The sequence below is a fragment of the Rhizobium sp. L9 genome, assembly GCF_002531885.1.
In the GTDB taxonomy this organism is placed as follows: domain Bacteria; phylum Pseudomonadota; class Alphaproteobacteria; order Rhizobiales; family Rhizobiaceae; genus Rhizobium.
Genome location: NZ_NWSZ01000018.1, coordinates 109,899 through 134,566, shown reverse-complemented (window position 1 = coordinate 134,566; position 24,668 = coordinate 109,899). Strand labels below are relative to the sequence as shown.

The 24,668-nt window shown below is 61.1% G+C and carries 24 protein-coding genes and 1 pseudogene; 13 read left to right on the top strand and 12 right to left on the bottom strand.

Features of this window, described 5'->3' with window-relative positions; genetic code table 11:
* Positions 1-146: 146 nt before the first annotated feature.
* The 4 genes from CO660_RS19095 to CO660_RS19080 form a co-directional block, all read right to left on the bottom strand.
* Positions 147-359 (bottom strand): cold-shock protein, encoded by a 213-nt coding sequence (locus CO660_RS19095; RefSeq protein WP_003540801.1) that lies wholly within the window; start codon positions 357-359, stop codon positions 147-149.
* Between the two features lie 695 nt (positions 360-1,054).
* Positions 1,055-1,522, bottom strand: coding sequence for a DUF3828 domain-containing protein (locus tag CO660_RS19090; protein ID WP_085778543.1), 468 nt, complete (start codon positions 1,520-1,522; stop codon positions 1,055-1,057).
* A 214-nt stretch (positions 1,523-1,736) separates the two neighbouring features.
* The gene (locus CO660_RS19085) at positions 1,737-4,502 is read right to left on the bottom strand and encodes a metal-binding protein (protein WP_097600043.1); all 2,766 of its coding nucleotides are present in this window, start codon (positions 4,500-4,502) and stop codon (positions 1,737-1,739) included.
* A gap of 307 nt (positions 4,503-4,809) precedes the next feature.
* Positions 4,810-5,196, bottom strand: a complete 387-nt coding sequence (locus tag CO660_RS19080; protein ID WP_097600042.1) for a GNAT family N-acetyltransferase — start codon at positions 5,194-5,196, stop codon at positions 4,810-4,812.
* A 380-nt stretch (positions 5,197-5,576) separates the two neighbouring features.
* Between CO660_RS19080 and CO660_RS34490 the strand changes: the two genes are divergently transcribed.
* Both CO660_RS34490 and CO660_RS34330 read left to right on the top strand, forming a co-directional pair.
* Positions 5,577-5,783, top strand: coding sequence for an SOS response-associated peptidase family protein (locus CO660_RS34490; protein WP_348627648.1), 207 nt, complete (start codon positions 5,577-5,579; stop codon positions 5,781-5,783).
* The gene (locus CO660_RS34330; protein ID WP_280952992.1) at positions 5,699-6,106 is read left to right on the top strand and encodes an SOS response-associated peptidase family protein; all 408 of its coding nucleotides are present in this window, start codon (positions 5,699-5,701) and stop codon (positions 6,104-6,106) included. Before CO660_RS34490 ends, CO660_RS34330 begins: the two co-directional genes overlap by 85 nt.
* Before the next feature lie 319 nt (positions 6,107-6,425).
* On the opposite strand, the gene CO660_RS19070 is transcribed toward CO660_RS34330, so the two are convergent.
* The 5 genes from CO660_RS19070 to CO660_RS34325 all read right to left on the bottom strand — a co-directional run bounded on the left by CO660_RS19070 (position 6,426) and on the right by CO660_RS34325 (position 12,551).
* Positions 6,426-6,872: a hypothetical protein gene (locus tag CO660_RS19070; RefSeq protein ID WP_176536318.1), complete on the bottom strand. Its 447-nt coding sequence runs from the start codon at positions 6,870-6,872 to the stop codon at positions 6,426-6,428.
* 60 nt (positions 6,873-6,932) lie between these two features.
* A complete protein-coding gene (uvrB, locus tag CO660_RS19065; RefSeq protein WP_097600041.1) occupies positions 6,933-9,869 on the bottom strand; it encodes an excinuclease ABC subunit UvrB in 2,937 nt (978 codons plus the stop codon).
* A gap of 148 nt (positions 9,870-10,017) precedes the next feature.
* Entirely contained in the window at positions 10,018-10,524 is a 507-nt protein-coding gene (locus tag CO660_RS19060; RefSeq protein ID WP_097600040.1) for a hypothetical protein, read from the bottom strand.
* A gap of 59 nt (positions 10,525-10,583) precedes the next feature.
* Complete coding sequence (locus tag CO660_RS19055; RefSeq protein WP_097600039.1) at positions 10,584-12,323, bottom strand: rhomboid family intramembrane serine protease; 1,740 nt, start codon at positions 12,321-12,323, stop codon at positions 10,584-10,586.
* 99 nt (positions 12,324-12,422) lie between these two features.
* Positions 12,423-12,551 carry a hypothetical protein gene (locus tag CO660_RS34325; RefSeq protein ID WP_280952991.1) on the bottom strand — a complete coding sequence of 43 codons (129 nt, stop codon included), beginning with the start codon at positions 12,549-12,551 and terminating at the stop codon, positions 12,423-12,425.
* 532 nt (positions 12,552-13,083) lie between these two features.
* Here CO660_RS34325 and CO660_RS19045 point away from each other — a divergent pair.
* Positions 13,084-13,410, top strand: coding sequence for a DUF982 domain-containing protein (locus CO660_RS19045; protein ID WP_348627647.1), 327 nt, complete (start codon positions 13,084-13,086; stop codon positions 13,408-13,410).
* Positions 13,411-13,540: 130 nt separating this feature from the next.
* A complete protein-coding gene (locus tag CO660_RS19040; RefSeq protein ID WP_064803329.1) occupies positions 13,541-13,930 on the top strand; it encodes a hypothetical protein in 390 nt (129 codons plus the stop codon).
* 258 nt (positions 13,931-14,188) lie between these two features.
* Here the strand turns inward: CO660_RS19040 and CO660_RS19035 are convergent.
* A pseudogene (locus CO660_RS19035) lies at positions 14,189-14,643 on the bottom strand (DUF805 domain-containing protein).
* Between the two features lie 159 nt (positions 14,644-14,802).
* The gene (locus CO660_RS19030; protein WP_097600036.1) at positions 14,803-15,573 is read right to left on the bottom strand and encodes an adenylate/guanylate cyclase domain-containing protein; all 771 of its coding nucleotides are present in this window, start codon (positions 15,571-15,573) and stop codon (positions 14,803-14,805) included.
* Between the two features lie 346 nt (positions 15,574-15,919).
* On the opposite strand from CO660_RS19030, the gene CO660_RS19025 reads away from it, so the two are divergent.
* From CO660_RS19025 to CO660_RS19005, 5 genes are all read left to right on the top strand, one after another.
* Positions 15,920-16,705: a DUF899 family protein gene (locus tag CO660_RS19025; protein WP_097600035.1), complete on the top strand. Its 786-nt coding sequence runs from the start codon at positions 15,920-15,922 to the stop codon at positions 16,703-16,705.
* Between the two features lie 126 nt (positions 16,706-16,831).
* Complete coding sequence (locus tag CO660_RS19020) at positions 16,832-17,197, top strand: DUF4087 domain-containing protein (RefSeq protein WP_085778534.1); 366 nt, start codon at positions 16,832-16,834, stop codon at positions 17,195-17,197.
* Between the two features lie 143 nt (positions 17,198-17,340).
* Complete coding sequence (locus CO660_RS19015) at positions 17,341-17,901, top strand: NADH-quinone oxidoreductase subunit B (protein ID WP_097600034.1); 561 nt, start codon at positions 17,341-17,343, stop codon at positions 17,899-17,901.
* Positions 17,902-18,039: 138 nt separating this feature from the next.
* Positions 18,040-18,417, top strand: a complete 378-nt coding sequence (locus CO660_RS19010; protein WP_097600033.1) for a response regulator — start codon at positions 18,040-18,042, stop codon at positions 18,415-18,417.
* 53 nt (positions 18,418-18,470) lie between these two features.
* Complete coding sequence (locus CO660_RS19005) at positions 18,471-18,725, top strand: hypothetical protein (RefSeq protein WP_085778531.1); 255 nt, start codon at positions 18,471-18,473, stop codon at positions 18,723-18,725.
* 55 nt (positions 18,726-18,780) lie between these two features.
* On the opposite strand, the gene CO660_RS19000 is transcribed toward CO660_RS19005, so the two are convergent.
* Positions 18,781-19,704: a LysR family transcriptional regulator gene (locus CO660_RS19000; protein ID WP_097600032.1), complete on the bottom strand. Its 924-nt coding sequence runs from the start codon at positions 19,702-19,704 to the stop codon at positions 18,781-18,783.
* Between the two features lie 101 nt (positions 19,705-19,805).
* On the opposite strand from CO660_RS19000, the gene CO660_RS18995 reads away from it, so the two are divergent.
* The 4 genes from CO660_RS18995 (at position 19,806) to CO660_RS18980 (ending at position 24,649) form a co-directional block, all read left to right on the top strand.
* Complete coding sequence (locus tag CO660_RS18995) at positions 19,806-20,687, top strand: NmrA/HSCARG family protein (protein WP_097600031.1); 882 nt, start codon at positions 19,806-19,808, stop codon at positions 20,685-20,687.
* 146 nt (positions 20,688-20,833) lie between these two features.
* Positions 20,834-21,634 carry a class I SAM-dependent methyltransferase gene (locus tag CO660_RS18990; RefSeq protein ID WP_097600030.1) on the top strand — a complete coding sequence of 267 codons (801 nt, stop codon included), beginning with the start codon at positions 20,834-20,836 and terminating at the stop codon, positions 21,632-21,634.
* Between the two features lie 320 nt (positions 21,635-21,954).
* Positions 21,955-23,466 (top strand): DUF1800 domain-containing protein, encoded by a 1,512-nt coding sequence (locus CO660_RS18985; RefSeq protein ID WP_097600029.1) that lies wholly within the window; start codon positions 21,955-21,957, stop codon positions 23,464-23,466.
* Between the two features lie 10 nt (positions 23,467-23,476).
* Positions 23,477-24,649 carry a DUF1501 domain-containing protein gene (locus tag CO660_RS18980; RefSeq protein ID WP_097600028.1) on the top strand — a complete coding sequence of 391 codons (1,173 nt, stop codon included), beginning with the start codon at positions 23,477-23,479 and terminating at the stop codon, positions 24,647-24,649.
* Positions 24,650-24,668 lie beyond the last annotated feature (19 nt).

Genomic DNA, 24,668 nt, shown 5'->3' with positions numbered 1-24,668 from the left:
GTTGGCGCCCTGCATCGCCGCTCCGGCGAGATCATCATTAAAGGCGCATATAACATCTGGCCTTGCGATCGACAAATCCAAGCGTGGCAAACAAAAACGGCGCCCCTTTCAGAGCGCCGTTCCTGCCGCCGAAGCGATAATCTAGCTTACGAAGCCGAGATGTTGACAGCCTTCGGGCCCTTGCCCATGCGGTCCGGCTCGGTGTCGAAGGTAACCTGCTGGCCTTCGCGCAGCGACTGGATGCCAGAAGCCTGCAGCGCGGAGATGTGGACGAAAACGTCCTTTGCGCCGCCGTCCGGCGTGATGAAACCAAAACCCTTGTCCTGGTTGAAGAATTTTACGGTGCCTTTGGTGGCCATTGGGATAGTCCTTTTCCCTTAGTCTGTGTTTATCCGCGCCCCCGAGAGGAAGCGGACGGCTTTAGCTTTCGTCCCGATTGGGGTTGGGGGACGAAGGGTCAGTCGGAGAAGTCACGTACGGGGAAAGAACGTCTACGCAGGCGGGTATTCCCGCGCCCCTTCCGTAACGGAAGAGATACCACATCAGTCCAGTCACCGGCATGCAAATGCCCGAGTAGGTGGATTGGTGCCATCATTTCGGTCAAAATGCAAGCGCCAATATTGTGGCATGACCTTGATAATGACAGGAAATGCCGAAGATTCAGGTACTTGACAAAGAGTTAGCGGATCCTTGCGCCGACGTGCCATATCGGGATTCCGTGCCGAAACGGGATCAGGTGCGCTTCGGTGGCCGCGCATGGATTTTGCGGGGCGGCGGTCGAAGCGGCAGGCCACATTGATCAGCCCTCATCGTGAAGAGTATCGCAGAGCCTGCCTCTGGTGTTCCTGGTCCCGTCTTTGCTCCACAGTCTCCCTAAGGTGCGGAGCCCGCGGGGCGAAGTCTCGAAGGACGGGGGCGGCCACCGGCCCCATTGTCTTGATTCTGCATAGGGGCTTTGTGGAATGCAGGTAAGGAGTTGCGCGCCCGCCCTCGTGGTTCGAGACGGGCCCTTGGGCCTCCTCACCAGGAGGGCTCTCTTTTGGCTCCTGCGGTTTTACTGCGCATCCCCCAGCAGTGCACTCAGGCTCCAGGGATTATCGCCCTGCTGATCGGCGATGTCGTCGACCTTCCAGCCGCCGTGCTCGCGGACCAGGGTGTAGAAGAGTGTCACCTCTTTGCCGTTTTCGAACTCCACCTCCACTTCGGCCCTGTCATCCAGCAGGATCGGCTGGCCGATCCTCACGTTGCTCGCCTCGCCGTCCTGGCCCGCAATGACGGGGTCGAAATCGACCGCGCCGACATCACCCTCCGGCGTATTGTCGAGATCGGCCTGGAGAAGCTTGTTCAGATGGTCGGAAAAGAAGATCGAATAGGGCGAGGGCGCTTCGGCGTCGCTCCTGTCGGTGTCGTAGCTGTAAAGCGCCTTGAGCAGCGCCTTCGGCGTCTTGTAGGTCTCCGCCGCGGCGGGCACGGCCGCGAACGCCGAGACGGCGAGGGCGAGAATGAAAGCGGGCAGACGCATGCGGACGTTCCTCGTATGAGCAGAGAATCATAGCCGAAACGCGCGTCGAGGTGGAGCGGCTTTTTGGAGGGTGCCCCGACGTGGCCGCCGGCGCCTCGTCATGTCCGCCGATGCCCTATCGGCAATCGGCTAAAAAGCGCTTGGTGGGGCTTGCAAGACTGCAAGTCCCACCGGTGCTGAAAGCCGATCACGGCGTTTGGCAATTCTATCGCGATCAGATCAAAGTGTCGTGCAACAGGCCCGACGGCTCGAAGATGTCCTTCACGGAGATCGTGAAATCGTGGCTCGTGGTGTTGCCAGCCGCATCATAGGCTTCGGCCGTGAAGGTCAGGCTATGGGTGCTTTCGTAGTCGATCGCAGCCTTCGTCTGGATCTTGTTCCCGACCAGCTTGAAAATGCCGTCGGCATCGTCCGTCAGCCGCCATTTCACCGTGCCGCCTTCCGGATCGACGGCCGAGAAAAGGCCGACCGAGGTGCCGACCGTGACATTCTCGGAGATTGAGCTGCGCGAGAACGAGAGCTTGATAGGCGCCTGGTTGACCGGTGCCTCGTTGACGTCGAGCACGTTGATGGTGATGTCCTTTTCGACCGTGACCTTGCCGTCGGAGACGGCGACCTTGATCGTGTGGGACTTGGCCGTCTCGTAGTCCAGCGCCTTCGAGGTGACGATGCGGTTGCCCTTCAGCCGGAAGTGATCACCGGCACCGTCGAGCAGCGTGTAGGTGAGGGCGTCGCCGTCTGCGTCCTTGGCGCTGAGCAGACCGACCGTGGTCCAGATCGGCGTGTCCTCGGAGAGGGCGGTTTTCGACAGCTGGATATTGGTTGGTGCGTTATTGGTACTCGTGAAAGTTTGCGTGGCGAAGTCATAGACCCCATCGGCAAAGCGGGCGAATTCGACGTTAGTCAGCCGATCCTCATCCTGCCCGCTCGTGTTGCTCACGATGTGGATTTCATTGTCGTAGATGACGCCGAGTCCATAGTCAGTGAAATTACCAGAGAAGACTGCGGTGTCGGTGCCGGCGCCGCCATTGATGACGTCGTAGCCGCCATTGCCTTCGAAAATGTCGTTGCCGTCGGTGCCTACAAACTCGTCGTCGCCGTTGCCTGCCTTGACGTCAATGCTGGAGCCGTAGCCGGTAATGAAGGCTCCCAGATACCCTAACTCGTCGGACAGATCGAGATGGGCGCCGTCGGTCACTGCCAATGAGGGGCGAGAATAGCTTTCGAACGGATTGGTGGACCCGACGATTCGATCAAAGCTTTCGAATTGCGTGCTCGAACCGGCAACCTGAAATCTTGCCGTCTCAAGCAATTCTATGTTCTCGATCGTCAGGCCTCGCAGGTCGGGGGCTTGCAGGCTATCGACGTCGTCACCGCCGTTGATTGTTCCGGAAACCAGTGGAACGAATGGCTGCACGACAACGACATCGTTGCCGGCGCCGGCGTCGATGTCCAGGACTTCCGGCACGAGCCCGAGATCTGGAGAGAAGTTGCCAACATCACCGTCGGTGATCGTATCGTTGCCGGCGCCGCCTCTGATAACATCATTCCCGCCGTCGCCGAAGATCTGGTCATTGCCGTCGCCGCCATTCAGGGTGTCGTTGCCAACTCCGCCATGGAGGTGATCGTTTCCGGTGCCGCCGTTTAGCGTATCTGCGCCGTCGCCGCCCGAGATCGTATCGTTGCCGGCGCCCGTCGTAATCGTATCGTCGCCGCTCGAACCCGCCACATTGGCGGAGCCTGAGCCCAGTTCGTCGGATAGGTCTACAGTCCCGGAATCCGAGATTACCAGGGTGGCTGCGAGCAGAGGATTCGTTTCGGAGTGGCGGATGACGTCGTAAGTTTCGAACTCCGCGCCGGTCTTGGTGATCGTGGCGCCGTTCGTCTCCAGGATATTCAAAGGAATACCCGGCTCGGTACTGTCGGCGGTGAACGTTCCGGTGGCGAAATCGTAGACACCATCGGCAAATCGCGCGAATTCGACGTCTCTCAGCGTGTCCGTGCCTTCCAGGGCGCTCGTCACGACGTTATGGAAATTTTCCTGGGTAAGGGAATAGTCGGCAAAATTGCCGGCGAATACGGCGGTGTCCGTGCCGTCGCCGCCATCGATCTCGTCGTCGCCGGCGCCGCCGATCAATTTGTCGTTGCCGGCATTGCCGGCGAGGTAGTCGTTGCCGCCGCTGCCGTCGAAAATGTCGTTGACGTCGCTGCCCTGAAATTCGTCGTCGCCGTCGCCGGTTTTGACGTCAACGCCGGAGGGATTGTTCCAGTCCCAGATAAAAGCTCGGCGGTCCGCCAGTTCGTCGGAGAGATCGAGGTGGGCGCTGTCCGTCACCTCCAAAGAGGCGAAGGAGTTGAGGAGCGGGTCTGTCGACCCGATGATGTTGTCAAAACTCTCGAATTGCGCGCTCGAACCGCTCACAGTGTATGGCCAGGTTTGAAGGACCTCGATGTTCTTGATCGTCAGACCGTCGAGCGAAGAGGTTTGCAGCGTATCGATTCCGGCGCCGCCATCGATTGTTCCTGAAATCAGTGGATTGTATCTCTCCACGGTTATGGAATCGTCGCCATCACCGGCGTCGACGTCGGTGAGTTGCTGCTGGTCGCCCGTTCCCGGCCAAGGGATGCCACCGTCAAAAATTGTATCGTTACCGGCGCCGCCGATCAATTTGTCGTCGCCGCTACCACCACTGATTACATCGTCGCCGGCGCCGCCGTTCAGCGTGTCATTGCCGTCGTTGCCTGAGATGGTGTCGTTGCCTGCGCCCGTCGTGATCGCATTGCCGTAGTAAGAGCCAGTCACATATGCAGAGACGGAGCCCAGTTCGTCGGCCAGATCCACCACCGACGAATCGGAAACAGTGAGGGAGACAGGCGCGGCGGGATTGGCTTCGGAGTTGCGGATAATATCATACGCTTCGAACTCAGCGCCGGTCTTGGTAACTGCGGCGCCGTTGGTGTCCAGAATATACAGGGCCATATCAAACTTTCCAAAAGATGCGTTGCATTCTGTAAAACGAGAAATCTTCAGAAGAACTGTTCTCCGGTTCAACGGACGACAACCCTTCGGGGATCTATGCCAATGCGCAACCAAGTTTTCAATGGGAAATTGTGTTTTTTATTGCGGTTTTAACGAAAAAGTAAGCGTGAACACTTTGTTGTAATTAGGGAACCTGTTTCTTTATTTTAGTCTTTTAAATTATATTAATTCGCGTGATTGTTGTGAAAAGTCGGCTTCAGGCGGGTCATCTTCATCTCGGTTCAGCGCCATTCCAGCCGATCCTGCTTTACGCCAGCTCGATGAGACCTGCTTCTGTGGGCCTGAAGCCGCAGGCTCGGTAAAAGCCGGCCAAGCGCGGTTCGAAATCGACGTGCAGCCATGCGGCGCCGCGCTCGCGGGCCAGGCTTGTGGCTTGCCTGACCATGCGCGTCGCGATGCCCTGCCGCCGCATATCGGGATGGACCGAGGTATCGAGGAGGAAGGCATGAATGCCGCCATCCCAGGCGACATTGACGAAGCCTACGAGCCTGTTGGCGTGATAGGCGCCAATGTGTGCGAGGCTGCGAGGCAGGACGCGAGAGAAGTCAGGTGCTTCCGGCGTATTCCACGCTGCGGACCAGAGGCTGGTGAGTTCGGCGGGCGAGGGGAAAGGGTCGATGCGCAGTTCTGGCATGGCTGCCCCCGTTCGCTCATAGCTTCAGTTGCCGGGAGTGTTTTTCGACAATTTCGCCCGCTTCGCAACCGATCTGCCACATCGGTCCCGGACAGGAAGCCTATCCCAGCAGCGTACAATTGACGCTTTGTTGACCGGATCCTGTTCCGGAACATAAAAAGAACATCGAATCACTCGGCTGCGGAGAATGCTCATGTGCGGACGCATATTCGTCAAGACCTCGCTTGAAGAACTGATCAGCAATTTCCCATTTGCTGTCAGGGGCGGGGATATTGACGGGCTCGGAAATCGCTTTCCCCGATGGAATGGCGCGCCGTCGCTGGATTACCCATCATCGTCAGGGACGTCGTGCGCGAGCCTCGTAACAGGCCCCTCTTCGTATTGGCACGCTGGGGTCTGCTGCCCTCCTGGGCCAATCAGGCGGCCGGCCGCCGCCGGTCAATGTCCGCTGCGAGAGCATCGCTTCCAATGGCCTGTTTCGCGCGGCATATGGTTCGCGCCGGTGCCCGGTGCCGATCAACGGCTTCTTCGAGTGGAAGGACATTCATGGCACGGGCAAGAACAAGCAGCCTATGGGATCGCCATGAAGGACGGCTCCGCCTTCGCGCTCGCCGGTATCTGGGAAAGCTGGAAAGATGAGAATGGCATTTCGATCCGCAACTTCGCCATCGTCACCTGCGAGCCGAACGAGATGATGGCGGAGATCCATGACCGCATGCCCGTTATCCTGCATCGCGAGGATTATGAGAGATGGCTGTCGCCGGAGCCCGATCCGAACGATCAGATGAGGCCTCTCCCGGCCGAGTTGATGACGATGTGGAAGATCGGCCGGGGCGTCGGCTCGCCCACGAATGACGGGCCCGAGATCATCGAGGAAGTCGAGGACGATCCGGAGCCGACGCTGATCTAGGGCAAGTCAGGCAAAGGCGGTGGCGGTCCTGCCTCCGGAATTGCTCTGACACCGGATCGGGCGGGAGCCATTCACGAAACCATGCGGCAAACACATCCTCCGAGGAGAGGGACAACGCATGCCAGACGATGCCGGAACGCTGTTACGGTCGTTCCTCAACAATGCCTGATGTCATCGATGCGATCGCAGACGAGGTGGCGGAATTCCTCTGCACCTATCTCGACATCAAGGCGCACGGCCGATCGGCAAAGGGGGAAGCCTTAATTCTCGGCGTTAGGCAAATCGCGAAAGCGACTATTGGCAAGCGCGCGATGAGAACCTAAACGCGTACCCATATCTTCCGAAGCGGCATGCCAACACACCCGGCCATCTTCCGATCCTGCTCCTCAGTCGTATCGGTAATATTCGGATTTCGCGCATCAAGCGCAAAGCGGCCGAACGCGGCGGGCCAGATGTAACGCAGGTCGTTGAGTGAGACGGTGCCGCCGCAGCAGGGGGCTTCGGTGTTCAGGTCTTTGAAGCCATCGGCAGAAGCGGTATCCATGGCATCTCCCCACCATTCCTCGGCGTCCGCGCCGCAGGCGCTGCATTCCACGCCGGACCAGTTCTCGCCGGGATCGTAGAAGACCTCATCTTCGAAGCTTGCAGTCACTTCGTCCGCTTTGGTGGCGATGGCTTTTAGCAGGGAGACCGCACTGTCTGCGACGTCGGGGGAGGGCTGCCAATAAGGATCTGCGGGGACATAGCGCAGGAAGGTTTCGGACATCGGCGCTCCTTTGTGCTTAAAACATCGCTAGGTGTTACTGCACCAAAAGAGCGGAATGCGCTAGCGTCCCGGCCGTCCGGTCTTGCCCTTCGTCCGTCCCTTGCGCTTCTGCTCGCCCGGCTCCTCATAACTGCCGGCTCCAACCCGGCCGCGCACGACCGGCCTGACACCATCGTCGCGTTCCGGCTGCCCTTCCAGCAGTGGTGAGAAGCGCTTCGTGCCCTTGGCGGCGTCGGGCTTATCAGGAACATGGCCGGTCACCGGTTTTTCCGTGCGGCCGACGGTCATTTCGTCGAGGGTGTTGCGGCGGAAGAGGCTCTTGTTGTCGGCGGGGGTGGCGACGTGGCGGCCCATTTCGTCGAGTTCCGGTTTGGCGAAGTAGGAGGGTGTGGCACCCCCCTCTGTCCTGCCGGACATCTCCCCCACAAGGGGGGAGATCGATTTGCCTCGGCCTTTTGTTTCCATTGACTTGGCTTCCTCCCGCGCCATCGGGTCGTCCATGGCGGCCAGTTCCACGGCTTTGAGGCGTTTGATTTCGTCGCGGAGGCGGGCGGCTTTTTCGAAGTCGAGGTCGGCGGCGGCGTCGCGCATGCTCTTTTCGAGGGCGTTAAGGTGGGCCTGCAGGTTGTTGCCGACGAGGTTGCCACCGTCGGCGAAGCCTTTGCCCGAGACGCCGGAGATGTCGGCGCGGACGTGGTCGCGTTCGTAGACAGAGTCGAGGATGTCGGAGATCTTGGCCTTGACGGATTCGGGCGTGATGCCGTTTTCCAGGTTATAGGCCATCTGCTTTTCGCGGCGGCGGGCGGTCTCGTCCATGGCGCGCTGCATTGAGCCGGTGACATTGTCGGCATAGAGGATGACCTTGCCGTCGACGTTACGCGCTGCACGACCAATGGTCTGGATCAGCGAGGTTTCGGAGCGCAGGAAGCCTTCCTTGTCGGCGTCGAGGATGGCGACGAAGCCGCATTCAGGGATGTCGAGCCCCTCACGCAGCAGGTTGATGCCGACGAGCACGTCGAAAGCGCCGAGGCGTAGATCGCGGATGATCTCGATGCGTTCCAGCGTGTCGATATCGGAGTGCATGTAGCGCACGCGCACGCCCTGCTCATGCAGATATTCGGTCAGGTCCTCGGCCATGCGCTTGGTCAGCACGGTGCAGAGCGTACGATAGCCCTTGGCGGCGGTCTCGCGGATCTCGCCGAGCACGTCGTCGACCTGGGTGCGGGCCGAGCGGACTTCGACCGGCGGGTCGATCAGGCCGGTCGGGCGGATCACCTGTTCGGCGAAGACGCCGCCTGATTGTTCCAGCTCCCAGCTGCCCGGCGTCGCCGAGACGGCGATCGTGTCGGGCCGCATGGCGTCCCATTCCTCGAAGCGCAGCGGCCGGTTGTCCATGCAGGAGGGCAGGCGGAAGCCGTATTCGGCCAGCGTTGCCTTGCGGCGGAAGTCGCCGCGATACATGCCGCCGATCTGCGGCACAGTGACATGGCTCTCGTCGATGAACACGATGGCATTGTCGGGAATGTATTCGAACAGGGTCGGCGGCGGATCGCCGGGGTCGCGGCCGGTGAGATAGCGCGAATAGTTCTCGATGCCCTGGCAGGAGCCGGTGGCTTCCAGCATCTCGATATCGTAGCGGGTGCGCTGCTCCAGGCGCTGGGCCTCCAGCAGGCGGCCGGCCTTTTCCAGCTCGGCAAGGCGTAGCCTGAGCTCTTCCTTGATCGCCTTGATGGCGCCGTTCAGGGTCGGGCGCGGCGTGACATAATGCGAGTTGGCGTAGATCTTCACCGATTTCAGGTCGCCGGTCTTCTGTCCGGTCAGCGGATCGAATTCGGTGATGGCGTCGATCTCGTCGCCGAACATACTTATGCGCCAGGCCGCATCTTCCAAGTGGGCGGGGAAGATCTCAATGGTGTCACCGCGCACGCGAAAACTGCCGCGGGTGAAATCCATGTCGCGGCGCTTATATTGCTGGGCGACGAGATCGGCCAGCAGTTGGCGCTGGTCTAGCCGGTCGCCGACATTCATCTGGAAGGTCATGGCCGTATAGGTCTCGACCGAGCCGATACCGTAGATGCAGGAGACCGAGGCGACGATGATGCAATCGTCGCGTTCGAGCAGCGAGCGCGTCGCCGAGTGGCGCATGCGGTCGATCTGCTCGTTGATCGAGCTTTCCTTCTCGATATAGGTGTCGGAGCGCGGCACATAGGCTTCCGGCTGGTAATAATCGTAGTAGGAAACGAAATATTCCACCGCATTGTCGGGGAAGAAGTTCTTGAATTCGGAATAGAGCTGGGCGGCCAGCGTCTTGTTCGGCGCCAGGATGACGGCTGGGCGCTGCGTTTCCTCGATCACCTTGGCCATGGTGAAGGTCTTGCCGGAGCCGGTGACGCCGAGCAGCACCTGACTGCGCTCGCCGCTCTGCAGGCCCTCGACGAGATCGCGGATCGCCGTCGGCTGGTCGCCGGCCGGCTTGTATTCGGAAGCCATGCGGATGGTGATGCCGCCTTCGGATTTGTCCGGGCGGGCAGGGCGGTGCGGCGTCCAGATCTTGCCGTTCTTGTGCAGCGGGTTGCCGCTCTCGATCAGCTTCGACAGCGCCTCGACGGTGGCGGTGACACCGCCGGGCGAGATGCTGCCGGCATCCTCTAGCGAAATGTCGAGACCCGCCACTGGGTTCAGGCCGGCGGCGGCGCGCGTCTTCGGGTCGGAGGAGCCACCGATCGAGACGCCGCGTGCGGTCTTGCTTGCCGTCGCCTTCTTGTTGACGCTGACGGCTTCGGTATGCTTGCGCGCCTCGTTCTCAACCTTCTTGCGGTGCTTGCCAGCCTTGGAGGCAATCTCGCGCTGGCTCTCGACGCCGGAGGCTTCGGCATCGGCCTCCAACTGCTTCACCCAATCGGCGACGGAGCCGGAGAGGGGGGCGCCCTCAAAGGACGATTGCGGGGCTTCCTCGAAACCATTCGAGGTCGGAGATTTTTTCGGAGCTTTGGCCATGGCGCGAATATGGAGAGAGTCAGCGCGAAAGGGAAGAGGGAAAGAGTACAAAAGGGAAACGAACTGTGTATTCGAAAGATGGACTAGTTGATGGCTCAAAGCTTGGGTAGATCACTGCACCTTTGCACCAATAGCGGACCTTGCACCTTCAAGGCTTGGTTTCCGTCGTGCAATTCGTGTTCGCATTGAAGAAATTGAGATGAATACCGAGTTTTTCGTCAGTACTGCTGAGCTGTACCGTGACGCTTTCCCCCGAAGGTGAAGCGAAACTGGCGTCGATATTCGATATCCATGTCGGCCCGACCGGGAATGTCACAATGGTCGTTTCCGGCTTGCCGTATTCTATTTGAAAGTGTTGCACGATCAATGCGAAGTCATGAAGTCCGCCATTGCGATGCTGTTGGATGGAGCCGACTTTGTCGTTGCATATGAATAGACCGAGATTCGACCCTTCCACGACCCAATTGCCAGGAAGGTTGGGGGAAAGCTCTTTCAATCTCCAACCTTTTTCGCTCGCGTTCCGCTGGGCATCGGCAAACGAGCTACCCAATTTGAAATCGTGCAAACCGTCCGGCGTTTGTGCGCAAGTTGCGCCGCTTGTCAGTGCCATCAGGGCAAAAGCAAAGCCGCAAATCAAAGGCGGTCCGTTGGGCATGAAGGCCGTCCACTATAAAAAGTTGAGCGCGGCGTGGGCAGCGACGCCGCGTCGGGTGATTATTTCGCGTCGAGTTTGCTCAGTTCGCCACGTGCTCCATCATATTCGATGAATGTGGTCGGGCAGGACGCCAAGGCGATCTCGAACCTGCGACGTGCCTCCTGCGTGGCTCCAGCAAAGAGATACCATTCGCCAACGTAGAAGGTGGCCTCGCAAATCTGGTTGCTGTCGGCCGCCTTCGCTGTCAACTCTTCCGGCTTCAGATCGTGGAGGAAAAGACGATAGATGGGATAGGGCCATGCCGCTTGGTCGATCTCGCCGGCTGCAGCCCTGAGATCGGCGGGCGCATTTAGATCGCCGCCCCGGGTCCGAGCCATGAAACGCCAAAGACGATAATAGGGGGCGGTGCGTGGATCCTGGCTTGCCAAGACGGCAAATCCCGTCGCGGCCTGCTCATACCTTCCCCCGAAATAGTTGGTCATCGGGTCGTTGACATAGAATTGGCGCATATTGGTGATGGGCCAAAGCGACCCGGTCGCGATGAGGACAAATGCAGCGCTGAAGGCGATCGCAGCCGCGCCGAAACGCGGCGTCGGGCGTTCCCGCGGCCAAAGGGTCAACAGCAGGAGCGAGAGCGCCGCGCCGGTCACCGCGCCGCCGAAATGGCCGGCATAGTCGATGGTCTGCCCCTCCTTCGCCGCAGAGAGGAACGGCAGCAGCGAGGGAACCAGAATCTGGATGGCGCCCACCTGCAGGGAAGATGCGACCGGCGTCGACCGGAAACGAATGCTGCCGGCGATCACGGCGGCGAAAAGTCCGACGATGCCGCCGGAAGCGCCGACGCCAACCGTATGGACGTCATTGATCCAGACCGACGCAATGGAGCCGCCAAGAGCGCTGGCGAAGAAGATTGCCGCAAACCATCGCCAGCCGATCAACCGTTCGAACAGCATTCCCGCCATCCACAAGCAGAAGCAATTGGAGGCGAGATGGACGATGCCTCCATGCATGAAGGGTGCGGTAAACAGCCGCCACCACTCGCCGCCCTCGACGATGCTCGGGCGAAACGTGCCGCCGAGCACCAGCAATGTGCGAATACTGGGAGAGCCGGCCTTAGACACTTCGACGCCGAAGGCGAGTTCGCCGGCATAGACGGCGACGAGAACGGCAAGAAGAACATAGGTGAAGACGGGATAACGGGCGCCATCGAAACCCGGTTCGGGCACTTCGTCTTCCTCTTCCTCGGCGATCGAACCGGCTTCCTGCAACGCTTGCCATTTGGCTTCGAACGCTTCGATCGCCATTTCCGCAAATTCGTTGAATATGGAGTTCGAACGGCCCCGCAACATATGCAGGGGGATGCCGACCTTGAGGCGCGAACCAACGAACCATTCCGGCAGCTTGGCGGCAAGCCCCCGCCTGATCAAGGCTTCGGCGGCGGCGGGATCAAGGTGAAGGACTATGAAATCCGAACCTTTGCTCTGCAGCCTTTGGAAACTCCGGACGGCTGACCACCGCACGATCTGGTCGGGAAAAATCGGCAGCCGGACGCCCTCCGTGGAAATCACCATTCCCGGTTCCCTGGAGAAAAGCCTGGGTACGAGCAGCAATGGGAGCAGGCCGAAGAACCATGCAGCCAGCAAAGAGAAGAACCAGATTACATAGGGGTTCTTGTCCTTTGGCGGATGGAAGCCTAGGAAAACGGCTCCTGCTGCAATGGAAAACATGATCAGGATAACGACTAGCAATTTGCCTTTGTTGTAAGCGTATTCCGATCTGCTCAATTCTTCCGGCTTCATTCAAAATTCTCACTGAAAAAGACATTCATCGCACCGCGCTGATCCGAGATCGCAAGCGAGTGGTTTCGGTATCAAAAAGATTTATCCGAGAGAGACTATCTACTTGCAATAGAATTTTGCAAGCTGGACTTCGAAGAACTCGAACTCGAACTCGAACTCGAACTCGAACTCGAACTCGAACTCGAACTCGAACGGATGCGGATGACGGCCGGCCCGTGGGCGCGTCATCATCCTATGCACGCTGGAAGCTTGCGTGAGGATGAACAACACCCACGTGGCGCAATCCGTTGCAGACTCCCAGCGGCCGCCTTTCAGCGCAGTTCGACACGAATATGTCGACGCTCTGCGGGCACCCACCTCTCCTTCCTCATTCCTGTGCCTGTCACAGGAATCCAGCCACGGCGCGTCTGCGCCGTGAATGACTTCTATCAAGCAAAGGAGTCTCCCGCGCCCAAGGAAATGGGCGCGCTGGATCCCTGTGACGGGCACAGGGATGAGGGAATTAGGGTTGCTTCCTCCCAGAATTCTCTGTCAACCACAGGGATGGCGCTTCTCCTCCCCCTCTCGTTAGGCGCGGCATCCTCCAATACCCCTCATGCTGAGGCGCGCAGCCCGGAGGGCGAAACCTCGAAGCACGCGCCGCAACGCTGCTGCTAGCATACGTCAACCGGTGCGCCCGCCACCGTGGGATCGGGGAACAGCGGCCAAGCGCCGGCCCGGCGCTGGAACGAGATCGGCTTTCCGCAGTTAGTTCCCTGTCATTTCAGCTTCAGGTGCGACTGCCATTAGCGATCATTCCGCCTTCTGGAAAAAACCGATCTCGATCGAACTTGATACCGGCGAACGGCTGGTTCTCCGCTCACCGCAGGATGCGCTTTATGCACTCGTCTCCGACTGGCCCGTCAATGGCGGCGTCCATCAGCAGAGGGCGATCGATTTCTGCCGTGCCTGGCTTGCCGGGCGCATGCCGTCTGAAACGGTGCGGCAGGCCTTTATCCTCGCGGCGCTGGAGGCTGGCGTGGCGATCAATGATGATGATGATGGGAATGGGACCACAAGTTCGGTTTCAAACCCCGGGCATAAATAGAGCTATTCAGCCAGACCCGCGTCTAATGCGCGGCGTCGAACAATTTTTATGTATTGCAAATATTATTCGCGCTGTATTTGTGGAAATGCGCAGCGTTTATCACGCTCCGATTCTTTGGAGAAACAACCGAATGAGAATAAAAATCCTCGCTTGCGCTGCCCTGCTGATGCTGGTCGGCTGCAATGCCCCAGTGTCGCAATCCGTTGCGGATTCCCAACGTGCGCCCTCCAGTGACGTCCGACAGAACTTCATCAACATCGTATTCAAGAGAAGTTACAGACACGAAGCGGGAGAAGTTGTTTGGGCGCGGATTTCCAGCGTGGTACTGCTTGAGCCTGAGAAAAAGATCTATGCTTACTGTGTGCGTGTGGTGCCCAAGCACAGCTGGGGCGACTGGGCCTATCTCGGCGTCTCCTTCACGGATGGCCAAATCCTCGGCGCAACGGCGAATGACTATCGTTGCCAGGACAAGCGGCTGCGCTACTACCCGTTTCCTGAGCTGACCGGCATGAAGACCTGACGCGGCTGCGAGGGCTCCGCCCGCGTCGGTTTTGCTGCTTGTAGCCATCGACCGCCGGCGCGCCCGCCTCGCCGTTCGAGGCACCTCGGTGAGGCCCTCGTGGGCCTTGCCGACATAGCCGCGGCGCGCCGGTAGGGCTGCCGCATCTTCCAACCTCCCGCTGCTGGAAGCGGACTGCGCATCCCGCAGTCCGCGCAGCGGATAGGCCGTGCCAGCGAAGGCAACAGCTAACTCGCGAGGACCATCCTTACACCTTGCTCAAGCAAAGACGGCTTCCCTGGAATCATCCATTGTCGACGCCCTGCAGTACCATACAAGCAGGACGACCGATCCAATGGGAACTAACAGCCCGAGAAGCTGCCACCATCCGCTTCGGTTGATGTCATGAAGGCGTCGGGCGGCCATGGAGATCCATGGAAGAAACGTGGCCAGCGACCAGATCAGTCTCAAGGTTTCGCTCCGATCCACGAAGTACAAAACGATGGAGACAAGAAAGGAGAAGAGAAACGAATACCAGAATTCCGATCGGCTCGCTCTGCCGCTAAAGTTCACATAGTTCTTGAAAAAGCTTCCGATGGCTTGGCCGAAACCATGGCCGGCGGCGGGCCGCCGAAGCGGTTCGGCCCAACCAGCGGTTTTCGGAAGACGAAGATCAATGGCACGCCGATCAGGATCAAGACGATCAACCAATGAAACAGTGAAAAACTGCCCATGAGATACCCCAGCTGTTAGAACAGCTCAGAGATAAGCGATGTTTGTTTCTAGAGGATTAACTTGCTTGTGATCCGATGTGTTCGCAATCACAGCTTGAGAAATTGCAGCTGCCATGTTGACGGCGCGATAATGCTTTGAGAAGGCTGTATCGCCGTCGCTCAGCGTTTGAGCAGCACGCTTGCTCGCACCGGCTGCTCGATGCCCTTCAGCGCCAGCATGCGCGTTTCGGCGCCTGCCACGAGTTCGGGAGCCTTCGCGGCCGTTTCGGCCGAGATCAGGATTTCGCCGGCGGCGGCCTGGGATTCGAGCCTTGCGGCCTGGTTGACGACGCCGCCGATCGCGGTGAAATCGCTGCGGAAGCTCGAGAATTCGCCGATCTGCACCTCGCCGGAGTGGATGCCGACGCCGACGCCCAAGGTGCGACCGGACAGGGCGTCGAGCGCCAGCCCGCTCAGCGCCGCGGCGCAGTTGCGCTGGATCTCTTGGGCGGCGCTGATCGCCGCGCCGGCGTGATCCTTGCGGATGATCGGGAAATTGAAGATCGCCATCAGGCCATCGCCCATCTGCTTGTTGACGATGCCGTCATGCGCCCAAATCGCCTGGGCGCAGCGATCCTGGAACAGGCTGACGATTTCGCTCAAGTGCACTGCCTCAATACGCTCGGAAAGATCGGTAAAGCCCCTGATGTCGGCGAACAGAATGGTGGCATCGACAGTGATCTGGCGCTGCTTCTTCACATATTGGAACGAGCGCTCGCAGATCGTGCAGATATCGGGATTCATCTTGCTGCGGGTAATGCCGAAGGCGCGGAAGGGAAGCGCAAGCGGGCCGCCGATCGGGATCGGCATATGCATCTGATCCCAGCAGCCGCGGCAGATGCTGGCGCTGCCGTGCCTTGCCTGCTCCGTGAAGGTAGATTCTGTTGCCATGTCGTACGATCCAATGGCCGTGGTGAAGCTTCCGTCAACATGTGGGTTTTGGCAACTGTTGTGTTGGTTGAGCAGGTTTCGTCAGCCGCGGGCGGAACAGTTGCTTTGGCCAACGGACCAACTGCGTCGGCTTACGGGCCAACGGGGTTGGCTTACGGACCAACTGCGTTGGCCTGCGGACCAACTGCGTTGGCCTGCGGACCAACTGCGTTGGCCGCGGGATAACAGACATACTTGTTACTCCCACTGTTCGGTGCCCGATGCGAAACTATGTCCGACCAATCGCGATGCACCGGCCTTCGGACAAGGAGGCGCGGGAACTCGCCCCATAGAGGAGATTGAAGCGATGACTGCAACAGAGAATGGAAAGGGCGGACAGGCCATGCAGCGGCCGCCTGTCGTGCCGCAGCAGGCCTGGGAGGCGGCTCACAGGCAGCTTCTGGTGAAGGAAAAGGCGCATACGCGTGCTCGTGACGCGCTTGCCGCCGAGCGGCGGCGCATGCCGTGGATGGCCGTCGCAAAGCAATATGCTTTCGAAGCGCCGCAGGGCAGGATCAGCCTGCTCGACCTGTTCGAAGGCCGGCACCAGCTCATCGTCTACCGCGCCTTTTACGAGCCCGGCGTCTTCGGCTGGCCCGAGCATGCCTGCCGCGGCTGCTCGATGGTTGCCGATCAGGTCGCCCATGTCGCCCATCTCAACGCCCGCGAGACGACGCTGGTCTTCGCCTCGCGCGCGCCGCAGACCGACATAGCGCGGCTGAAGCAACGGATGGGATGGACGATGCCGTGGGTGACGATCACCGACGACTTCGACAAGGATTTCGGCGTCGACGAGTGGCACGGCACCAATGTCTTCTACCGCGACGGCGAGCGCATCTTCCGCACCTATTTCGTCAACAACCGCGGCGACGAGCAGATGGGCGGCACCTGGAATTATCTCGACATCACGCCGCTCGGGCGCCAGGAAGTCTGGGAGGACTCCCCTGCTGGCTATCCGCAGACCCCGACCTACAAATGGTGGAACTGGCACGACAGTTACGTTGCCGACGCCGAGCCCGACAAGAAATGGGTCGAAGTCTCCGATGCGGGCGAGGCGGCGTTCCGGGAGGAAGCAGCAAAGGCGAAATCGTAGGCCGGAGCCTCGAAGGGCGAGGGCGGATGGATGACACCTGTGGACATCGTCCCAGGCCAATCGGAAAACCGCTGTTGCCTTGCCGGGCACCGACCATGCATAGTGGGAGGTGACTTGGAGGGGCCGATGGCCAGATTGCCTGCGCTTGTTCTGATGATGCTTCTCCTGCCCGCCGCGGCGCATGCCGAACGCCGCTGCGGCTGGCTGGACAATCCCTCGATGGCCAAATGGTTGCTCATGGATGCCGGCGGCGGCTGGACCATCATGGACAATGGCAGCGGCTACAAGGCGGCCGAGGGAATGGACAAGATCCCGGACCTGACGACCGGCGAATTTGTCTACACCTATGCCGCGCATGGTTATGCCTGCGCCTGCATGGACGTCGACACGGACGGTGAGGAGGGAATCACCCGTATTTACTCCGTACGGCAATTGCCGCTCTCGCGGTGTCGGAACGACGCCGCCATCCGCTGGTTCCTCGATAAGGACTAGCGATCGGGCCGGGCAATCCTTCGGCATTGAGCGTCGCATCTCAGAACAGAAATCAGGACGCGTGTCCGTTATCGCACCGGGACCGGCGCGGCCGGAACTTTGTCGTGTGCGCTGGGTTTGAGGTCGGCTCACAGGAGAAGACGATGCCGTCCTTCACGCAACCGCGCCCGGCGCCCGGCGATTTCCAATTCCCCGGCGAACAGCGGCAGGGGGACCCGATGATGGGCACGATCAATGCCGAGCTTGCCGACAAGGGTTTTCTCGTCACCAGCACCGACGAACTCATCACCTGGGCGCGCACGGGCTCGCTGATGTGGATGACCTTCGGTCTGGCCTGCTGCGCCATCGAAATGATGCAGATGTCCATGCCGCGCTACGATGTCGAGCGCTTCGGCGTCGCCCCGCGCGGAAGCCCAAGGCAGTCGGACCTGATGATCGTCGCGGGCACACTGTGCAACAAGATGGCGCCTGCGCTGCGCAAGGTTTATGACCAGATGCCGGAACCGCGCTACGTAATCTCCATGGGCTCCTGCGCCAATGGCGGTGGCTACTACCATTATTCCTATTCCGTCGTGCGCGGCTGCGACCGCGTGGTGCCGGTCGACATCTATGTTCCCGGCTGTCCGCCGACGGCCGAAGCGCTGCTCTATGGCATCCTGCTCCTGCAAAGGAAGATCCGGCGCAATGGCAGCATCGAACGGTAGCGCCGATGACACGAGGAAATCAGTTACCATTTCGACACGCATGCCTTTTACCTCGGAAACTTTCGAGGGCAAGTTGCGTTGTAGCGGTTGCCGTCGGTGTGCCCGGCGGCCCGCTTGCCCATGGGAGGAGGAAGATCCATGAAAGTCCTGATCGTTGAAGACGAGAACATTATTGCCATGGAACTCGAGCGTATCGCGCAGGATGCTGGCCACCAGACTGTCGGGCCGGTTTCGACAATCGAGCAGGCGCTCGCCTATGCTCAGAGAAGCGATGTCGCACTGGTCGATCTCAGCCTTGCCGACGGCTTGAGCGGCGCGCGGCTCGCACGCCGGCTGATCGATCGCCACGGGGTCGACGTGATCTTCGTCACCGGCAGTCCGGAAAGCGTTGGGAATGGCATCGAAGGCGCCCTCGATGTGATCGCCAAGCCCTTTACCGACGAAAGGATCGCCAGCGCGCTTTCCCGGGCGCAGTCCCTGCGCAGAGATTACGAAGGCAAGAACGCTGTCTTCTGACTGCGTAAAGTCGTATTCTTCCGCTGCCATTGTCACCGGGAGGAGATGCCAGGATGAAGCACGCGCTCATTGCCGTTTTCTTCGCCCTCACGGCCTGCGCCAGTACTTCAGGCGAACCGCAGCCGCTACAGGGCAGTCTCACCTATGGCGGTAAGGTCATTCATTCGCCCTATCGCCCGGGAACGGTGGTCAACCACACCTTTCTCGGCGCGTTCGGCTACCGTGTCTTCGAGACCTATGTTGTTCAACCGGACGGGACGCTCAAATTGACGTCGCAAAGCACGGGGCCAGATTTCCTTTGGCGGTGAAAGGGGCGCCTAGCGACGGCTGGGCCTTCCTCTTTATCCCGCTCGGCCCGCAGGCTCATCGAGGTGTGATCGCCGGTGCCTCGATTGCGCCTTTTCCGACGTTCAGGTGATCGATCGCCAGTTGGATGAATGCCTTGACCAGCGGCGACACGTGCTGGTTGCTGGGATAGACGACATGCAGACCGCCGGGCGGGGTCGTGTAGCCGTCGAGGACGCGCCGCAGCCGGCCGTCCGCGATGCAAGCCGCAGCCATTCTTTGCGGCAACTGTGCGATGCCGAAGCCGGCGATCGCGGCAGTCATGACCGCCTGAATTTCGTTGGCGGCGAAACGTCCGGACACCGTGACCGTTTCCTTGATGCCGGCGCTCTCCAGCACCCAGTGCGCACCAGCCGCCGACGGACCCGCGATGACGCAGGCGTGATGGGCGAGGTCCGCCGGACGATCCGGCACGCCGCAGCGGGCGAGATAGTCGGGGCTGGCGCAGAGAATCCTGTAGGTCGAGCCGAGCTTGCGGGCGATCAGCGTCGAATCCTCCAGAATGCCGGTGCGGAAGGCGAGGTCTATGCCGTTCTCGATGAGATTGAGCCTGTCGTCGGTCAGGCGCAATTCCACCTTCGTCTTGGGGTAGATTGCCAGGAAATCGGAGATGGCGGCGGAAAGGAAATGACCGCCGAAGCCGACCGGTGCGGAGATGCGGATCGTGCCGGCGGGCTCCGCCCGCGCCTCGGCCAGGCGCAGATTTGCCTGCTCGAAGGCGCCGAGCGCCGCGCTGCACTCCTCGTAATAAAGGCGCCCCGCATCCGTCAGCCTGAGGCTGCGGGTGGTGCGCTGCAGCAGCCGCACACCCACCTCGCGCTCAAGCGCAGCGATACGGCGGCTGACCGTCGTCTTCGGCATGGCAAGCAGGCGGGCGGCGGCGGTGAAGCTGCCGGCCTCGACGACGCGGGCGAAGATAAGGATGTCGTTGAGATCCAGCATTGTATTCACCAGTGGCACGATGTTTCCCTGATGTAGCCTATTATGGTTCAATTCGACAGGTCTTATCTTCTGGCTCATCGCCAACCACAAGGAGCAGAGAGATGAGCAATGGAAGAAGCGTTCTGGTAGCCGGCGCCACCGGCCAGCAGGGCGGCGCGGTCGCGCGCGCACTGATGGCGCGGGGGCATCGCGTCAAGGCGATCAGCCGCAGGCCGGACAGCGACGCCGCAAATCGGCTGGCCGCGGCCGGAGTGGAGATCGTCGGGGGTGATCTCGATGATGCGGCGTCGGTGACGAAGGCCGCAAGCGGCGTCGACACGATGTTCCTGATGGGCAACAGCTATGAGGCCGGAACGGAAGCGGAAACCCGCCAGGGCATAACCGCCGCCAATGGGGCGAAGGCCGCCGGCATCGGCCACCTGATCTATTCCTCCGTCGGCGATGCCGACAAGAAGACCGGCATTCCGCATTTCGACAGCAAATATCTGGTCGAGCAACATATTGCCGGTCTCGGCATTCCCTACACGGTCAGTGCACCCGTCGCCTTCATGGAAAACACCGCGGCGCCGTGGGCTATCGACGGGCTGCGCCAGGGTGTCTATGCCGCGGCGCTGCCGCCCGCGCGCGTGCTGCAGCAAATCTGCCTCGCCGATATCGGCGCCTTCGTCGCGGCCTTGGCCGAACGGCGCGAAAAGGTGTTCGGGCAGCGTTTCGACATTGCGGGTGACGAATTGTCGGGCGAGGAGCAGGTGAGGATCCTCTCCGAAACGCTAGGGCGCCCGATCGCCTACCAGGAGTTACCGATTGCCGCAATGCGGCAGCAGAGCGAGGATGCGGCGCTGATGTTCGGATGGTTCGACCGCACCGGCTACGACGCCGACATCGCCGCCCTGCGCCGGGATTTCCCTGAGGTCGGCTGGCACCGCTACCGCGATTGGGCGCGCGCGTTTGACTGGAGCGTTCTCGACAGGGCGACCGGGTGAGGCGATCCCGCGGCCATCAAGAATGGCAGATCCTCGGCGCGGGCCGGGGATCACGGAGAAACCCCTCCAGTTTCAGAACCACTATCCCTTTGCAGCGGGCGGCGGCCAGTTCATAATGAGCCGTCGTCCTTGGAGGGGAGGCTTCCATGCCGTCGAGTTTCCATGTCGAAAGTGCAGATGGCTATGAGAGGCTTATGGGCCGGTGGAGCCGGACGTTGGCGCCTATGCTGATTGACTTCGCGGGGCTGGCGGATGGGGATCGCGTGCTCGATGTCGGCTGCGGCACCGGCAGCCTGACGTTCACGCTTGAGCAGAGGCGGGGGCTGCGGGAAATCGCCGCTATCGACTATTCGCCTGTGTTTGTCGAGGCGGCAGAGCGGGCCAATAGCGATCCGCGGATCACGATCCAGCAGGCGGATGCCTGTGCGCTGCCCTTCGAGAATGACCGTTTCGACAGAGCGATGTCGTTGCTCGTCCTGCATTTCGTGCCGGAAGCGGGCAAGGCGGTGGCCGAGATGGCCCGCGTCGTGCGGCCCGGCGGCACGGTCGCCGCCGCGGTCTGGGACCATTACGGCGGCATGTCGGGCATGCGGATGATGTGGGATACGGTCGTCATGCTCGACGAGAACGCGCTGCCGGTACGCCGCAAATATTGCTTCCAGCCAATGATGCGGCCGGGGGAGATGAAGCAGAGCTTCATGGCGGAGGGCCTCGCTGATGTCGAGGAGACGTCGCTTCTGATCCGGATGAATTACCGTTCCTTCGACGATTACTGGCAGCCGATCGCGGCCGGCGAGGGACCGCTTGGGAGATATGTCTCCGGGCTCGAGCCGGAGAAGCGCAAAGCGGTGGATGCCGCCCTCAGGGCAGCCTACGAAGCGGGCGAGCCGGACGGGCCGCGGTCGTTCGCGTCTGTGGCTTGGGCGTGCCGGGGCAGGGTGGTTTAAGCAGGTGCGCCACGGCTCGAGGATCTCATCCTGATGTGCCCCTCAGGGCCTCGAAGGGCGAGGGCCGCAGCAGCACAGTAGCGGATTGCCAGCTATCTCGGCTGGACGATGTGTTTCATTTTTCATCATCGTCTTCGTTCTCAAAAATATCGGCGAGGAATTCCGTACAGACGTTCCGGCCTTCTCTGTGCTGCATGAAACCTGAGCCTTATCAGCAGATTACAAATCGTCCATGTCGTGATATCGCCGCATTTCATACAGATTCCCGTCGCAATCGGCTGTCAGCCTGTCAACATCAAGTGATCAGGAGGTGATCGGGCATGAGCCTCTCTTTCCCGACGATGGCGGCGATCCGCTTCGGTTATGGTTTCCGGCCGGGCGAGGCGGCGCCGCAAAGCAAGGATGAGCTGATCGGGCAGTTGTCCAAAGGCGCGGCGGCAACGCCGGATTTTCCGCTCGGCGGCCCCGACATGCGTCATCGGGCGATCCTCAGCCTGCAGGACCAGCTGAAGCAGATCAGGGAAGATGCCAAGACAGTCACCGACGATCCCACGCGGCGCGAGATGCGCAAGGCTGTGCAGCGCCAGGCGCAGCAGCAGTTCCAGCACGATGCGAACCTGCGGCTGATGCAGGCGGTGCTGTCGCCCTACGGCTTTTACGAGCGGCTTTCGACCTTCTGGACCAATCATTTCTCCACCAGCGCCAACAAGAGCCTGCCGATGCGCCTTATCGTGCCGCTCTACGAGGCCGAGGCAATCCGGCCGTTCATTTCGGGCAGGTTCGGCGATCTTCTGCGTAGCGCCACCGCTCATCCCGCCATGCTGATCTACCTCGATCAGGCGGATTCGCTCGGGCCGGATTCGGCCGGCGGCGTCAAGCGCAACAAGGGGCTGAACGAAAATCTCGGACGCGAGCTCCTGGAACTCCACACGCTCGGCGCCGGCAGCGGCTATACCCAGGCGGATGTTACTGCCGCGGCCATGGTGCTGACGGGGCTCACTATCGACCGCAAGGAGATGGATATTGCCTTTCGGCCGAACATTTCGGAGCCCGGCACGCATGAGGTGCTCGGCATCAGTTATGGCGGGCGGCGGCGCTCGCGCGAGGATTATCTCGACATGCTCGATGACCTCTCGGTCCATCCGAAGACGGCGGCCCATATCAGCCGTAAGCTCGCGGTGCATTTCGTCTCCGACCAACCAGACGAGGGGATGGTCTCCGATATGGCGGCCGCCTGGAAGAAGACGGATGGCGACCTCATCGCCGTCTATACCGCCATGCTCGGTCATCCCGCCGCCTGGCAAAACGAGGGCGCCAAAGCACGTCAGCCGTTCGATTTTGTTGTTGCTGGTCTGAGGGCGCTGAATGCAGGGCCGGTCAACGGCGTCGTCGGCAGCTTCCTGGCGGCCAATCAGCAAGGAACGGATGAGGGCGATATGGCGGCCAATACGCCTGGCATGGCGGGAGCGCCAGTGACGACGGATCCCGCCGGAGAGGCGCGGGACAAACGGCTCAAGGCCTTTCGGGCGGCGCGCGCACTGGGGCAGGGGGCGCTGAAGCGCATGGGGCAGCCGACCTGGCAGCCGCCGAGCCCGGCCGGTTTCGAGGAAGGCTTTTCCGCCTGGATCACCGGCAGCCAGCTTGCCGAGCGCCTGGCCTGGGCAAGGCGGGCTGCGGCGCAGTTCGGTCGCGACGAGGATCCGCGCGAGTTCCTGAGATCGACGCTTGCCGATGCCGCGCGCGATGAAACGATCCGAGTGGTGTCGCAGGCGCCGAACAAGATCAGCGGTTTGACGCTGGTGCTGGCATCGCCGGAATTCAACCGCCGATAGGAGGCTCCCAATGAACCGGATTTTGCTTTCCCGCCGCGGCTTTCTGACCTCTGCCTGCTGTCTTGCCGCCGCCCCCGTCTTCACGCCGGTCACCTTTGCGGCGATGCCGGGCGATAATCGTTTTGTCACCATCGTCCTGCGCGGCGCGATGGACGGGCTTGACCTGGTGCAGCCTTACGGCGACGCCGGTTTTGCCGCGCTCAGGCCAACCTTGGCGCTGACGCCGGACAGCGGACTTCTCGATCTCGATGGGCATTTCGGCCTCAATCCCGCCGCCGCCAACCTGATGCCGCTTTGGAAGAGCCGAGAACTCGCCTTCATCCATGCGGTGTCGACGCCCTATCGCGACCAGCGCAGCCATTTCGACGGGCAGGACATGCTTGAGTCCGGCGGCGAACATGTCGCCGAGGAAAAGACCGGCTGGCTGAACCGGGTGCTCGCGGTCATTCCCCGCTCGGATGCGCGCAAGGCGATCGACGTCAATACGTCGACGGAGCTGATCCTCTCCGGGCCGAACAATGTCGACGTCTGGGCATCGGATTCCAACCTGGCGCCGGCGCGTGACGAGATGCAGTTCCTTGCGCGGCTCTATGCCGGCGATCCGCCCTTCGCGGCTGCACTTGCCGAGGCGACGCGGGCCGACAGCGCCGCGATGATGGTCGAGCCGGACGGTGAGCGCGGCGAGAAGATCGGCGACGTCGCGGCGCTCGCGGCCAACATGCTGAAGGGCGATTACCGCATCGCCAGCTTCTCAATCACCGGATGGGACACCCATATCGGCCAGGCCAGCCAGTTCAAGCGGCCGGCAGGGGATCTCGCCCAGGCGATCAACACGCTGAAGGCGGCGCTGGGCTCGGAGATCTGGGCAAAGACGGTGGTGCTCGCCGTGACGGAATTCGGCCGCACCGTCCGCCAGAACGGCTCCGCCGGCACCGACCACGGCACCGGCGGCTGCGCTGTCCTTGCCGGCGGCGCGATCAACGGCGGGCGCATCCTCGGCCGCTGGCCGGGGATCGGCGATGGTCAGCTGCTCGACAACCGCGACCTGATGCCGACGGCTGACGTGCGCGAGGTGGCGGCGGCGATGCTCTACCGGCAGTTCGATGTCGGCGTGGATGATCTGACAGGGAAGATATTTTCCGGGCTGGCGTTTGATAAGGGGTCGCAGTTTTTGAAGGTGTGAGGCGCTGCCCGGCCCTTCG

Bases quoted from the DNA above. Each gene is read 5' to 3' on its own strand.
- CO660_RS18990 (WP_097600030.1), top strand. From the start codon at position 20,834: ATGCCGTCGAGTTTCCATGTCGAAAGTGCAGATGGCTATGAGAGGCTT.
- CO660_RS18985 (WP_097600029.1), top strand. From the start codon at position 21,955: ATGAGCCTCTCTTTCCCGACGATGGCGGCGATCCGCTTCGGTTATGGT.
- CO660_RS19005 (WP_085778531.1), top strand. From the start codon at position 18,471: ATGAAGCACGCGCTCATTGCCGTTTTCTTCGCCCTCACGGCCTGCGCC.
- CO660_RS18980 (WP_097600028.1), top strand. From the start codon at position 23,477: ATGAACCGGATTTTGCTTTCCCGCCGCGGCTTTCTGACCTCTGCCTGC.
- CO660_RS19015 (WP_097600034.1), top strand. From the start codon at position 17,341: ATGCCGTCCTTCACGCAACCGCGCCCGGCGCCCGGCGATTTCCAATTC.
- uvrB (WP_097600041.1), bottom strand. From the start codon at position 9,869: ATGGCCAAAGCTCCGAAAAAATCTCCGACCTCGAATGGTTTCGAGGAA.
- CO660_RS19090 (WP_085778543.1), bottom strand. From the start codon at position 1,522: ATGCGTCTGCCCGCTTTCATTCTCGCCCTCGCCGTCTCGGCGTTCGCG.
- CO660_RS19085 (WP_097600043.1), bottom strand. From the start codon at position 4,502: ATGGCCCTGTATATTCTGGACACCAACGGCGCCGCAGTTACCAAGACC.
- CO660_RS19030 (WP_097600036.1), bottom strand. From the start codon at position 15,573: ATGGCAACAGAATCTACCTTCACGGAGCAGGCAAGGCACGGCAGCGCC.
- CO660_RS19055 (WP_097600039.1), bottom strand. From the start codon at position 12,323: ATGAAGCCGGAAGAATTGAGCAGATCGGAATACGCTTACAACAAAGGC.
- CO660_RS19025 (WP_097600035.1), top strand. From the start codon at position 15,920: ATGACTGCAACAGAGAATGGAAAGGGCGGACAGGCCATGCAGCGGCCG.
- CO660_RS34325 (WP_280952991.1), bottom strand. From the start codon at position 12,551: ATGACGCGCCCACGGGCCGGCCGTCATCCGCATCCGTTCGAGTTCGAG.
- CO660_RS19095 (WP_003540801.1), bottom strand. From the start codon at position 359: ATGGCCACCAAAGGCACCGTAAAATTCTTCAACCAGGACAAGGGTTTT.
- CO660_RS19060 (WP_097600040.1), bottom strand. From the start codon at position 10,524: ATGCCCAACGGACCGCCTTTGATTTGCGGCTTTGCTTTTGCCCTGATG.
- CO660_RS19070 (WP_176536318.1), bottom strand. From the start codon at position 6,872: ATGTCCGAAACCTTCCTGCGCTATGTCCCCGCAGATCCTTATTGGCAG.
- CO660_RS19020 (WP_085778534.1), top strand. From the start codon at position 16,832: ATGGCCAGATTGCCTGCGCTTGTTCTGATGATGCTTCTCCTGCCCGCC.
- CO660_RS19040 (WP_064803329.1), top strand. From the start codon at position 13,541: ATGAGAATAAAAATCCTCGCTTGCGCTGCCCTGCTGATGCTGGTCGGC.
- CO660_RS18995 (WP_097600031.1), top strand. From the start codon at position 19,806: ATGAGCAATGGAAGAAGCGTTCTGGTAGCCGGCGCCACCGGCCAGCAG.
- CO660_RS19000 (WP_097600032.1), bottom strand. From the start codon at position 19,704: ATGCTGGATCTCAACGACATCCTTATCTTCGCCCGCGTCGTCGAGGCC.
- CO660_RS19080 (WP_097600042.1), bottom strand. From the start codon at position 5,196: ATGCCAGAACTGCGCATCGACCCTTTCCCCTCGCCCGCCGAACTCACC.
- CO660_RS19010 (WP_097600033.1), top strand. From the start codon at position 18,040: ATGAAAGTCCTGATCGTTGAAGACGAGAACATTATTGCCATGGAACTC.